This window comes from Pseudomonas sp. (assembly GCF_040514055.1).
Taxonomy (GTDB): domain Bacteria; phylum Pseudomonadota; class Gammaproteobacteria; order Pseudomonadales; family Pseudomonadaceae; genus Aquipseudomonas.
This window is the reverse complement of the sequence record NZ_JBEVDL010000094.1, coordinates 105,943-118,285: the sequence shown is the minus strand read 5'-3', so window position 1 is coordinate 118,285 and position 12,343 is coordinate 105,943. Positions and strand designations below refer to the sequence as shown.

The following is a 12,343-nucleotide window of genomic DNA, read 5'->3' as shown; positions in this document are numbered from 1 at the left end:
GGCCTGGAATACGGCCGAAAACACGCCACCTCCCTCAGTGGGAACGTCCTGGAAGACCTGGAGCGCCGACTGCGCTACGAAACGCAGCAACAAAGCCGAGTGGTGGGCTAAATATGTGGGGATCACTCAGACTACGACCCCTTTAGTTTTGAGTGATTTAAATGTGTAGCGTTGTTGCAGGCACGGGCTACGCTGCTTCGGTGCGCTCGCTATCTGCGGTAATGGACCGCTCCTACCAGGACCCCGCAAAGCTTGCGCTCAGAAATTAATCCTCCCACCCCAAGAATTGCTTTCTTCCGGGGCAAATAGTTGTTTCCGGACTCGACTAAAAAACGCCTTATAATCAAGGAGCGGCTCATCGAAAGGCATACCTATCCTCCCAATAATTTCCCGAGCTTCATTCTCTGGATAGCTCGTTACTTCGTCGAGGATCCTCAATAGTGATAGCCGATAATCCTCACCCAAACTATTTACTTCCTCTTTCATCGCCAAATTGATGATCTCTTCCTGATCAGCGACATCGTTTATTTTCAAATTAACCAGAACATCAGTGACAGAGTCATCAAGATATTCAACGTCGAGATACTTAAGCCAGGCGATGAGTTTTTCTGGGTTTTTCTTTTTCATATTATTTAACCTTCTAGCCCTATAGCGTTAACCCTCATAAACGCCCCCCTGTATTCACAGATCGCCTTCTCAACATAACCTGAGAAATTTTCTGAAATTTTCACTGCAGCCCCTCCCGCATCAGTAATCAAATAAACAGGTGGATCATCATTACCATCACAAAAAAATAAACAATACTGACAACCTTGATACGCACCAAACACAAATGCATTTCTTGGCAGATCAAATTCCAACCTTTCCTCTTTCAGCATTTCTTTAAGTTCTTCTTTTAATTTCCTTATCGCAGGATAAAAGAAATCCGCATCACGCTGAAATAACCCCGCACTCCGACCGCACTCCTCTAAAAATTGGCGATACGACCCTGGAAGGGTCACATTTTCCTTGCGCTCGAGGTCCAAAATCTCCTTCTCAGAAATACCTGCTATCGGACGTTCCTGATTCAGACCCGCAGCAATTAACTTATCAATAAAGCTCATGATTTAACCGCTTAGAATTTTGTTGTGGAAAGGGGCCGGTGCAAAAGGGGTCGGAGTCTGAGTGATCCCCACAAAAACTCGTGACAGCTCAAACGCTTGGGCTTGAAGACGTCTGCATGGGCGGGCACCTTGGTTGTCGCCAAACAAACCTGCCCCCGTGATCCCCATGCAGACCGTTCGATTTTTACACACCGCCCTCGCGCAAGCACTCCTTACCGTTCACGCTCGTCGCTTTACGGCCTTGATGTGCACCGTAGCGGCTCTGCTGCAGGGCCGCCGCCTGACCTTGACCGGGCTGGGCCGCGCCATGCCTGGCTCGGCGTACCCCAAACACGCCATCAAACGTGTCGACCGCCGACTGCGCTACGAAGCGCAGCAACAGAGCATGGCGGAGCGTTAAATATATGGGGATCACTCAGATCCCAACCCCAATAGCTATTGGACTGCGGCCCCAGTAATTGAGTTTAATCTGACCCTAACGATTTCTGGAACTCTCTTAACCCTTGAGAAATATTGACTTCATCTTCGGAAAAATATGAATTTTTACGCCCAAGTGAAATCTTATTAATCTCTAAAGCGTTAGAGTCATTATAATCAAATTTCACATTGTAATTTTTTTCAGGATCAATTCTTAAAACAACAACTACCGGACGAACCCCATGCACTGAACCCAGCTCACTATACAGCTTTCCCGCAAGCTGTTTTAAAGGCAACAAATATACAGACTCTAACTCACCATCAAGATCAGGGATCGTCACCTCCCGCCCAAACTTATAGCTCCATTGCGTACTGCAATTAGAAGGACTGTATTCCACATAACGGAAATATGCCTGCTCCCAATTCAAGTCAGCTGACGACACAAGCCCCAGAAATAGCTTTGCCATATTTATTACAAGCTCATCTTTGTATTCCATCAGCAGCACCTATAAAGCTCGCCTAACGAACTAGAAAAAACCGATTAAACTTATAACACACCCCCCGCCGTGGCGAGTTGTTGATGATACCTTAACAGAGCCAGGCTTTCCTGACGAATCAGACTCTCCCGATACATAGGAGAAATTTATTTACGCCCCTGGATGTTAGAGGCTCTGGAAAGAGGCCGGAGTGACCTCTTATCTCTGCAGTGTTATTGCGGATACAGGCTACGCTTCTCCGGCGTGCTCGCTATTCGCGGTCATGGACCGCTCCTACCGGAATCCAGGAAGGCCAGTGGTGAAGCTTTAATCACTTCGCACCCCAATAATTTCGTTCGCTGCGGTGTTTCTACTCGGCGCAAACACCTTTGGCAGCCATTCCACACCTTACAAGCGCACCTCTCCCGTCTGGGGCTGCAAGTGTCGACATGCCATCCACCGCTTCGACAGCGCGGGCAGGGTCATCATCAATAGCGCAGTATTCTTCGCCAGGCGACGGAAGCGCACCGCTCGACGGTGCGCTACCCAGCCATCAACCCGCCGTCTCCTCGATCAGCCAGTCGGTGCGCCAGCCGCCCTGGGTCTGACCCAGGGTGCTGGCCAGCCAGGGCAGCAGCGCCTGTAGCTCTTCTTCCAGGCCCCAGGGTGGATTGGCGATCATCAGGCCCGAGCCATTCAGGCGCTGGGCGTCGTCCGCCGGGTGCACATAGAGCTCGGCGCGCAGCAGTTTCGGTGCGCCGGACTTCTCCAGGTCCAGGTAAAAACGGCGCAGGCTGCGCTGTTCCTTGATCGGGTACCAGATCACCACCACCGTCTGGCGCATGCGCCCGATGGCCTCCTTGAGGGCCTGGGCGCAGCGTTGCAGCTCGTCGTCCTGCTCGAATGGCGGGTCGATCAGCAGCAGCACGCGTTTTTCCGTGGTCGGCAGCAATGCCCGCGGCAGGTGCCAGCCCTCGCCCAGGTGCACGGCCACGCGACGGTCGCGTTTCATATTGTCTTTGAGCAGACGGCCGTCTTCCGGGTGCTTTTCATTGAAGTGCAGGCGGTCCTGGGGACGGCTGAGCTGACGTGCCAGCTCGGGCGAGCCGGGGTAATAGCGCAGTCCCCCCTCGGGGTTGAGCGCACGCACCGCCGCCAGGTAGTCGGCCGCCAGCGGCGGCACGTCCTTGGCGGCCCAAAGTCGGTCGATGCCCTCCAACCACTCGCCCGTACGGCTGGCCTGATCGCCCTTGAGGTCGTACAGGCCGATACCGGCGTGGCTGTCCAGGTAGGCATATGGCGCCTCCTTACGCCCCAGCAGGGCGAACAGCCGTGACAGGCACAGATGCTTGAACACATCGGCATGGTTGCCGGCATGGAAGGCGTGGCGGTAATTCATCGGAAGGTATCCTTGTGCAGCCCGGGGCTGCGCCAAGCGGCGCAGCACCATAAGGCGCGCAGTTTAACAGCCACGACAGGTCGCGAGCGGATTCAAACATGCGTTCGGTTCTGACGCCCCATCACCCGTCTGGATGGTTCTAGGCAGGCCCTCCAGCGCGGCCTAGACTGCCTTCCTCAGTCCTATTCCCCCCCTGCCCGAGGCACGCCCGATGTCCGAGACCCTGCTCAGTTCCCGCAACCTGGCCTTCGAGCTCTACGAAGTGCTGGACGCCGAGGCCCTGATTCAGCGCGAGCGGTTCGCCGAACACAGCCGGGAAACCTTTGACGCGGCGCTGGACACGGCGCGCAGCCTCGCCGAGAAATACTTCGCCCCCCACAACCGCAAGGGCGACGAGAACGAGCCGCAGTACGTGGACGGCGCCGCCGTGCTGATTCCCGAGGTCAAACCCGCGGTCGACGCCTTTCTCGAGGCGGGATTCCTCAACGCCGCGCGCGGTTTCGAGGACGGCGGCATGCAGCTGCCAACCCTGTTGTCCCAGGCCTGTTTCGCGCACTTCCAGGCAGCCAACGCGGCCAGCACCTCCTATCCCTTCCTGACCATGGGCGCGGCCAACCTGATCGAGAGCTTCGGCAGTCCGGAGCAGAAAGCCCGCTTCCTGCAGCCGATGATCGAAGGGCGGTTCTTCGGCACCATGGCCCTCACCGAACCCCATGCCGGCTCTTCCCTGGCCGACATCCGCACCCGCGCCGAACCGGCGGCCGACGGCAGCTACCGGCTCAAGGGCAACAAGATCTTTATTTCCGGCGGCGATCACGGCCTGGGCGAGAACATCGTGCACATGGTGCTGGCCAAGCTGCCGGACGCCCCACCCGGGGTCAAAGGCATCTCGCTGTTTATCGTGCCGAAGTTTCTGGTCAACGATGACTGCAGCCTGGGTCCGCGCAACGATGTGCTGCTGGCCGGGCTGTTCCACAAGATGGGCTGGCGCGGCACCACCTCCACCGCGCTGAACTTCGGCGACAACGGGCACTGTGTCGGTTACCTGGTGGGCAAGCCCCACGCCGGTCTGTCCTATATGTTCCAGATGATGAACGAGGCGCGCATCGGCGTCGGCATGGGCGCGGTGATGCTCGGCTACGCCGGCTACCTGTACTCCCTGCAATATGCCCGCGAACGCCCCCAGGGCCGCCTGCCGGACAGCAAGGATCCGGCCACCGCGCCGACGCCGATCATCCAGCACGCCGACGTCAAACGCATGCTGCTGACGCAAAAGGCCTATGTCGAGGGTGCCTTCGACCTCGGGCTGTACGCCGCGCGGCTGTTCGACGACAGCCTGACCCTGGAAACCGAGGCGCAGCGCAAATCCGCCCTGGAGCTGCTCGACCTGCTGACCCCGATCGTCAAGTCCTGGCCCTCGGAGTTCTGCCTGAAGGCCAACGAGCTGGCGATCCAGATCCTCGGTGGTCACGGTTACACCCGCGAGTATCCGGTGGAACAGTACTACCGCGACAACCGCCTCAACCCCATCCACGAGGGCACCCATGGCATCCAGTCGCTGGACCTGCTGGGCCGCAAACTGAGCCAGAACGGCGGCGCCGGCCTCAAGCAGCTCACCGGGCTGATCCAGGCGAGCTGCCGCGCGGCCAGCGCTTTTGCCTCCCTCGATGCCCTGCGCCAACCCCTGGAGCAGGTCCTGGCGCGGCTGTCGGTGGTGACCCTGGCGCTGCTCGGCGACCTGGCCGAGGGCAAGGTCAACCAGGGCCTGGCCAACTCGGCGCTGTACCTCAAGGCTTTTGGCCATACGGTGATCGGCTGGCGCTGGCTGGAGCAGGCGATCCGGGCCGAGCAAGGGCTGGCCCGTGGCAATATGGCGGACCGCGACTTCTACCGTGGCAAACTGCAGGCCGCGCGGTTTTTCCTGACCTGGGAAGTGCCGGCCTGCCATCATGAGTTGGCACTGCTCGAGGCACGCGACGACAGCTGTTCGAGCATGCAGGACAGCTGGTTCTAGGCCCCCGCCAGCGCCGCAAAACCGAGCCCCGCCCCGTGCGGGGCGTTTTTTTGACAGACTGTAGAATTCACAGGTTAGAATCCCTGGCATGTACCCTGCATAGCAGGATCCGCACAGCCGTTTTTTCCCGGAGTACGCCTTGGACGCCAGCACCATCAACAGTCTGTTCTTGATCGGTGCATTTCTGGTTGGCGCAAGCATTTTGGTCAGCTCCCTGTCCTCGCGCCTGGGCATCCCGATCCTGGTGATCATCCTGCTGGTCGGCATGGCCGCCGGCGTCGATGGGCCCGGCGGCATCCTCTTCAACGACTATTCCACCGCCTACCTGGTGGGCAACCTGGCCCTGGCGATCATCCTGCTCGACGGCGGCCTGCGCACCCGTGTTTCGAGCTTTCGCGTGGCCCTCTGGCCGGCCTTGTCGCTGGCCACGGTCGGCGTGCTGATCACCACCGGACTGACCGGCATGGCCGCCGCCTGGCTGTTCGACCTGAACCTGCTGCAGGGCCTGCTGATCGGCGCCATCGTCGGTTCCACCGACGCCGCCGCGGTGTTTTCCCTGCTCGGCGGCAAGGGCCTGAATGAACGGGTCAGCGCCACGCTGGAGATCGAGTCGGGCAGCAACGACCCCATGGCGGTGTTCCTCACCGTCACCCTGATCGATATGCTGGCCAAGGGGCAAAGCGACGTCAGCCTGAGTTTCGCCGGGCACCTGCTCAGCGAATTCGGTATCGGTGCTGTCCTCGGCCTGGTCGGCGGCTGGTTGCTGCTGCAACTGGTCAACCGCATCCACCTGGCCCACGGCCTCTACCCGTTGTTGGTGGTCAGTGGCGGCTTGCTGACCTACGCCCTGACCAACACCCTGCACGGCAGCGGCATTCTGGCTGTCTATGTCTGCGGCCTGGTGCTGGGCAATCAGCCGATTCGCTCGCGCCACGGCATTCTGCATATGCTCGACGGCATGGCCTGGCTGGCGCAGATCGGCATGTTCCTGGTGCTCGGCCTGCTGGTCACGCCCCATGAGCTGCTGCCCATTGCCCTGCCCGCCCTGGGGCTGGCGCTGTGGATGATCCTGATCGCCCGGCCCTTGTCGGTGCTGGTGGGCCTGTGGCCATTTCGGGCCTTCCATGACCGGGAGAAAGTCTTTATCGCCTGGGTCGGCTTGCGCGGCGCGGTGCCGATCATTCTCGCGGTGTTTCCGCTGATGGCCGGGCTGGCTAACGCCCAGCTGTTTTTCAACCTGGCGTTTTTCATCGTGCTGGTGTCGCTGATCCTGCAGGGCACCAGCCTGCCCTGGGTGGCCAAATGGCTGCGGGTCACGGTTCCCCCGGAGCCCGTGCCGATTTCCCGGGCGGGCCTGGAAGTGCATCCGACCAGTCAGTGGGAGTTGTTCGTCTACCGCCTGGGGGCGCAAAAATGGTGCATCGGCGCCGCCCTGCGCGAACTGAAGATGCCGGAAGGCACCCGGATCGCCGCGCTGTTTCGTGGCACCGAGCTGCTGCACCCCTCGGGCAGCACCACCCTGGAAGCCGGTGACCTGCTCTGTGTGATCGGCCACGAACAGGACCTGCCGGCCCTGGGCAAACTGTTCAGCCAAGCGCCCAAGCGCGGCATGGACCTGCGCTTCTTTGGCGATTTCGTCCTGGAGGCGGATGCCGAACTCAGCGCGGTGTCGGCCCTGTATGGATTGAAACTGGAGGCGGTGGATGGCCATCAGGCGCTGGGTCGTTTTATCGCCCATGAAATTGGCGGTGAACCGGTGGTCGGCGATCAGGTCGAATGGAACGGCCTGACCTGGACGGTCGCCACCATGGACGGTAACAAGATCCGCAAGGTCGGGGTCAAATTCCCCGAAGGCGCGCGCCCCGGCCCGGGATTGTTTCTCTGAGCACTGGCCGCCGGTTTTCCCAGACAGGCTACCAGCCGACCCGCGAAGCGGCGCGCGCGACCTGTTAAACTCGGCGCCTGCATTTTTCTTTCCCCTGATCGAGCCGCACGAAAGCGACCATGCCAGCCTTGCGTACCTACCTGCTTGCCGCCCTGCTTGGGCTTTTTCTTCCCACCTTGCACGCCGCCGAAGCGCCGACCAGCGCTACCGTGCAGGCCAGCCTGGATGGTCTTACCGAGCGTAAACTGCCGGAGGCCGACCAGAAGGCCTTGCAGCAGACCCTCGAGCAGACCCTGGGTTACCTGACCAGTCAGAGCGACAGCGAACAGCGCCTGCAAGCCCTGAAAGAACAGCTTGCCGACGCGCCGCGGCTGATCGGCGAAGCGCAGCGGGAACTGGCCCGGCTCAAAGCCAACGGCCTGCCGCCGATTGCCAAACGTTATGCGAAAACTCCGGTGCCGCAACTGGAGCAGCTGCTCAGCGAGCGCGCCACCCAACTGACCACCTGGCAACAGGCGATCGCCGACGCCAATAGCCTGATCATCACCTCTCAGACGCGCCCGGAACGGGCCCAGGCCGAGATCAGCAGCAACCAGATCCGCACCCAGGAAATCAGCGCCATCCTGAAGAGCGGTAAGGAAAAGAACAAGACCCTGAGTGCCGAGCGACGTGACCTGCTCCTCGCCGAACTGGCCGCGCTGAACAGCCAGACCCTGCTGCTGCGCCAGGAGCTGGTCGGCAACAGCCTGTTACAGGACCTGGGCAACAGCCAGCGCGACTTGCTCGAAGCACGCATGGGCGTGCTGGAGCAGGAAAGCCTCGAACTGCAGTCGCTGATCAACGACAAGCGCCGCACCCTGTCCGAAAAAACCTTCGCCGAACAGACCCTCGAAGCCGAGAAGGCCGGTTCGGACAAGCTGCTGGCCACCGAGAGTGCCGCCAACCTCAAACTGTCCGATTACCTGCTGCGCTCCACCGAGCGCCTCAACCTGCTGACCCAGCAGAACCTGCAGACCAAACAGCAGCTGGACAGCCTCAACCAGAGCGATCAGGCCCTGGAAGAACAAATCAACGTGCTGCAAGGCAGCCTGCTGCTGGCCAAGATCCTCTACCAGCAAAAGCAGGCACTGCCGCAAGTGGAGATGGATAACAACCTGGCCGATGAAATCGCCGATATCCGTTTGTATCAGTTCGACCTCAACCAGCAACGCGACGGTATCCGCAACCCCGTGGCCTATGTCGACGAGCTGCTGGCCAAGCAACCGGCCGAGGAGAACACCCCGGAACTGCGCAAAGCCCTGCTCGAGTTGGCGACCAGCCGCAGCCAATTGCTGGAGCAGCTCAACCGCGAGCTTAACGCCCTGCTCAACGAGGCGATCACCCTGCAGCTGAACCAGAAGCAGCTGCAGAGCACCGCCGAGGCCCTGCGCCTGACCCTCGACGAGCAGATGTTCTGGATTCCCAGCAACAAACCCCTGACCTTCAGCTGGTTCAAATCACTGCCGAAAAAGCTCGAGCGGCAAGTCAGCAACTTCCCCTGGGGCGCGGGCGTCGAGGAACTGGCCGCCGGCCTGACCGACCGGCCCTTGCTGTTCCTGCCGCTGTTGCTGGTTATCGGAGCGCTGCTGTGGAAACGCAGCTACCTGTACCAGAGGCTGCGTGACCTGCACCAGGACATCGGCCATTTCAAGCGTGACAGCCAGGCCCATACCCCCTTGGCGCTGTTGCTCAACGTGCTGCTGGCGCTGCCCGTGGCACTGTTCCTGGCACTCTGCGGTTTCGCCCTGCAGATGGACGCGCGCGGACAGAACGCCAACCTGGGGTCGGCGCTGTTCGAGATGGCCCAGGCCTGGTTGGTGTTCTATACGGCCTACCGCATCCTCGCCCCGGGCGGCGTGGCCGAACTGCATTTCCGCTGGTCGCGGGCGCAAGTCAGCTTTCTGCACACCCTGATGCGCCGGCTTGGACTGGTGGTGCTGGCCCTGGTGGCCGTGGTGACGGTGGCCGAGCATCAGCCGGCGGCCCTGGCCAAGGATGCCATTGGTATCCTGGTGGTGCTGACCTGCTATGGCCTGATGGCCTGGCTGCTCAGCCAGTTGCTGTTCAACAGCCCGACCCGCGAACACGTCTCGCTGTTTCGCATGTTGATCGGAGTGCTGTTTACCGCCCTGCCGATCGCCCTGTTCGTCGCCGTCTGTTTTGGCTACTACTACACCGCCCTCAAGCTCAGCGACCGGCTGATCGATACCCTCTACCTGCTGATGCTCTGGCTGGTGCTGGAGGCGGCACTGGTGCGCGGCCTGGGCGTCGCGGCCCGGCGCCTGGCCTACCAACGGGCCATGGCCAAACGCAACAGCCAGGCCAAGGAAGGCCCCGAAGGCGGCGAGGCCATCACCGAGCCGACCCTGGATATCGAGCAGGTCAACCAGCAGTCCTTGCGCCTGATCCGCCTGGCACTGCTCGGCCTGTTCGTCGCCTGCCTGTATTGGGTCTGGGCCGACCTGATCTCGGTATTTTCCTACCTGGACAACGTCACCCTGTACAACTACACCAGCGGCAGCGGGGAGGCCGCCAATGTGGTGCCGATCAGCCTGGGCGACATGCTCGGTGCCCTGCTGATCATCGGCCTGACCATCGCCCTGGCGAGCAACCTGCCCGGCCTGCTGGAAGTGCTGGTGCTGTCGCGCCTGAACCTTGGCCAGGGCAGCGCGTACGCCACCACCACCCTGCTGTCCTACGTGATCGCCGCCATCGGCTTCGTCTCGACCCTGTCGGCCCTCGGCGTCAGCTGGGACAAACTGCAGTGGCTGGTCGCCGCGCTCTCGGTGGGCCTGGGTTTTGGCATGCAGGAAATCTTCGCCAACTTCATTTCCGGCCTGATCATCCTGTTCGAGCGCCCGGTGCGCATCGGCGATGTGGTGACCATCGGCAACCTGTCCGGCACGGTCAGCAAGATTCGCATTCGCGCCACCACCATCACCGACTTCGATCGCAAGGACATCATCGTCCCGAACAAGACCTTTATCACCGGCCAGTTGATCAACTGGTCGCTCACCGACACCGTCACCCGGGTGATCATCAAGGTCGGAGTGGCCTACGAGACTGACCTGGACCTGGCACGTCGCTTGATGCTGCAGGCGGTGGAAGAAAATCCACGGGTGCTGCGCGACCCAGAGCCGCAGCTGTTCTTCCTTACCATCAGCGCCAACACCTTCGATTTCGAGCTACGTTTCCACGTCCGCGAGCTGGGCGATCGCAATGCCTCGACCAGCGAGATCCTGACGCAGATCGCCCTGAGCTTCCGCGAACACAAGGTGGACATGGCCTACAACCAGATGGACATCTTTATCAAGAACCTCAAGGGTGAGGAGGCCCAGCTGATGGCTGGCGATCACCGGGCGCCACCGAAGCTGGACAAGGAGCAGCCCAACCACCTGCCGCCCGAGCCGCCCGAGGACGCCATCCCCGAGCCCCAGGGCGCCTGAACCCGGAATCAGGACCGGCGGTCCCAATGCCCTGTATGGCCCCAGCAAAGGCAGGCTCCATGAAGTCATTGAACGATCTGCGCTTCGATAACCGCTTCGCCCGTCTGGGCGAGGCCTTTTCGACGCCGGTGCTGCCCGAGCCCATCGCCGATCCGCGACTGGTGGTGGTCAGTACCGCGGCACTGGCGCTGCTGGACCTCGACCCGGCTGTGGTCGACGACCCGACCTTCGTCGAGGTGTTCGCCGGGCATAAACTCTGGGCCGAGGCCGACCCCCGGGCCATGGTCTATTCCGGTCATCAGTTCGGCAGCTACAACCCACGCCTGGGCGATGGCCGCGGCCTGTTGCTGGGCGAGGTGGTGAACGATGCCGGTCAACACTGGGATCTGCACCTCAAGGGTGCCGGCCAGACGCCCTATTCGCGCCAGGGCGACGGCCGCGCCGTGCTGCGCTCGTCGATCCGCGAATTCCTCGCCAGCGAACACCTGCATGCCCTGGGCATTCCCAGCAGCCGGGCGCTGTGCGTCACCGCCTCGAGCACGCCGGTCTGGCGCGAGAAACAGGAGCGCGCAGCCATGCTGCTGCGCCTGGCGCCCAGCCATGTCCGCTTCGGCCATTTCGAGTACTTCTATTACACCCAGCAACATGAGCGGCTCAAGGAACTGGCCGAGCATGTACTGAGCGCGCATTTCCCCCACTGCCTGGAGCGGCCCGATCCTTATGCTGCGTTTTTTCGCGAGGTGGTCGAGCGCAACGCCGAGCTGATCGCCCGCTGGCAAGCCTACGGCTTCTGCCACGGGGTGATGAACACCGACAATATGTCGATCCTGGGCATCACGTTCGATTTCGGCCCGTACGCTTTTCTCGACGACTTCGATGCCGACACCATCTGCAACCACTCGGACCACGAGGGGCGATACTCCTTCAGCAACCAGGTGCCGATCGCCCACTGGAACCTGTCTGCCCTGGCCCAGGCCTTGACGCCCTTTGTCGAAGTAGAGGTACTGCGGGAAACCCTGGGCCTGTTTCTGCCGCTGTACCAGGCCCACTACCTGGACCTGATGCGCCGCCGCCTGGGCCTGACCCAAGCCGAGGAGCAAGACCAGGCCTTGGTCGAGCGCCTGCTCAAGACCCTGCAAGGCGGCGCGGTGGACTACTCGCGGTTTTTCCGCGAGCTGGGCGAGAGCGCCCCGGCGCAGGCCCTGGCCCGGTTGCGCGAGGACTTTATCGACCTGGCCGGGTTCGACGCCTGGGCCCAGGACTATCTGGCCCGCTGCGCACGCGAAGGTGGCAAGCAGGACGCGCGACGCACCCGTATGCACGCGGTCAACCCCTGCTACGTGCTGCGCAACTACCTGGCGCAACAGGCCATCGACGCCGCCGAGACCGGCGACTACAGCGAGGTGCGCCAGCTGCACGCGCTGCTCAGCCAGCCGTTCGACGAACAGCCGGGCATGCAGCGTTACACCGAGCGGCCACCGGAGTGGGGCAAGCACCTGGAAATCAGCTGTTCGTCCTAGGGCCTGCGAACACTCGCCACAGGCGCTGAAGCTTGCCACGCACC

Annotated in this window: 8 protein-coding genes and 2 pseudogenes; 5 read left to right on the top strand and 5 right to left on the bottom strand. The window is 61.3% G+C overall.

All coding sequences use genetic code 11. The features are described 5' to 3' along the window. Window positions 1–258: 258 nt before the first annotated feature. The gene (locus ABWY06_RS24870; RefSeq protein WP_353928267.1) at window positions 259–627 is read right to left on the bottom strand and encodes a hypothetical protein; all 369 of its coding nucleotides are present in this window, start codon (window positions 625–627) and stop codon (window positions 259–261) included. A gap of 5 nt (window positions 628–632) precedes the next feature. Then, complete coding sequence (locus ABWY06_RS24865; RefSeq protein WP_353928266.1) at window positions 633–1,103, bottom strand: SMI1/KNR4 family protein; 471 nt, start codon at window positions 1,101–1,103, stop codon at window positions 633–635. Window positions 1,104–1,269: 166 nt separating this feature from the next. Here ABWY06_RS24865 and ABWY06_RS24860 point away from each other — a divergent pair. Continuing rightward, window positions 1,270–1,500 (top strand): annotated as a pseudogene (locus tag ABWY06_RS24860) (IS4 family transposase); the annotation flags it as partial. Between the two features lie 67 nt (window positions 1,501–1,567). Here the strand turns inward: ABWY06_RS24860 and ABWY06_RS24855 are convergent. The 3 genes and pseudogenes from ABWY06_RS24855 to ABWY06_RS24845 form a co-directional block, all read right to left on the bottom strand. Beyond that, window positions 1,568–2,017, bottom strand: a complete 450-nt coding sequence (locus ABWY06_RS24855) for a hypothetical protein (RefSeq protein WP_353928265.1) — start codon at window positions 2,015–2,017, stop codon at window positions 1,568–1,570. Between the two features lie 387 nt (window positions 2,018–2,404). Next, window positions 2,405–2,524: pseudogene (locus ABWY06_RS24850) on the bottom strand (IS5/IS1182 family transposase); the annotation flags it as partial. 25 nt (window positions 2,525–2,549) lie between these two features. Further along, on the bottom strand, window positions 2,550–3,395 hold the full coding sequence (locus ABWY06_RS24845; protein ID WP_353928264.1) for a 23S rRNA (adenine(2030)-N(6))-methyltransferase RlmJ: 846 nt from the start codon (window positions 3,393–3,395) through the stop codon (window positions 2,550–2,552). A gap of 211 nt (window positions 3,396–3,606) precedes the next feature. Here ABWY06_RS24845 and ABWY06_RS24840 point away from each other — a divergent pair, with 211 nt between their 5' ends. From ABWY06_RS24840 to selO, 4 genes are all read left to right on the top strand, one after another. After that, the gene (locus tag ABWY06_RS24840; RefSeq protein ID WP_353928263.1) at window positions 3,607–5,409 is read left to right on the top strand and encodes an acyl-CoA dehydrogenase; all 1,803 of its coding nucleotides are present in this window, start codon (window positions 3,607–3,609) and stop codon (window positions 5,407–5,409) included. 139 nt (window positions 5,410–5,548) lie between these two features. Beyond that, entirely contained in the window at window positions 5,549–7,294 is a 1,746-nt protein-coding gene (locus tag ABWY06_RS24835; protein WP_353928262.1) for a potassium/proton antiporter, read from the top strand. Window positions 7,295–7,413: 119 nt separating this feature from the next. Beyond that, window positions 7,414–10,779, top strand: coding sequence for a mechanosensitive channel MscK (gene mscK, locus ABWY06_RS24830; RefSeq protein ID WP_353928261.1), 3,366 nt, complete (start codon window positions 7,414–7,416; stop codon window positions 10,777–10,779). Window positions 10,780–10,838: 59 nt separating this feature from the next. Further along, window positions 10,839–12,299 (top strand): protein adenylyltransferase SelO, encoded by a 1,461-nt coding sequence (gene selO / locus ABWY06_RS24825; protein WP_353928260.1) that lies wholly within the window; start codon window positions 10,839–10,841, stop codon window positions 12,297–12,299. Window positions 12,300–12,343: the final 44 nt, after the last annotated feature.

Bases quoted from the DNA above. Each gene is read 5' to 3' on its own strand.
- ABWY06_RS24870 (WP_353928267.1), bottom strand. From the start codon at position 627: ATGAAAAAGAAAAACCCAGAAAAACTCATCGCCTGGCTTAAGTATCTC.
- ABWY06_RS24865 (WP_353928266.1), bottom strand. From the start codon at position 1,103: ATGAGCTTTATTGATAAGTTAATTGCTGCGGGTCTGAATCAGGAACGT.
- ABWY06_RS24855 (WP_353928265.1), bottom strand. From the start codon at position 2,017: ATGGAATACAAAGATGAGCTTGTAATAAATATGGCAAAGCTATTTCTG.
- ABWY06_RS24845 (WP_353928264.1), bottom strand. From the start codon at position 3,395: ATGAATTACCGCCACGCCTTCCATGCCGGCAACCATGCCGATGTGTTC.
- ABWY06_RS24840 (WP_353928263.1), top strand. From the start codon at position 3,607: ATGTCCGAGACCCTGCTCAGTTCCCGCAACCTGGCCTTCGAGCTCTAC.
- mscK (WP_353928261.1), top strand. From the start codon at position 7,414: ATGCCAGCCTTGCGTACCTACCTGCTTGCCGCCCTGCTTGGGCTTTTT.
- selO (WP_353928260.1), top strand. From the start codon at position 10,839: ATGAAGTCATTGAACGATCTGCGCTTCGATAACCGCTTCGCCCGTCTG.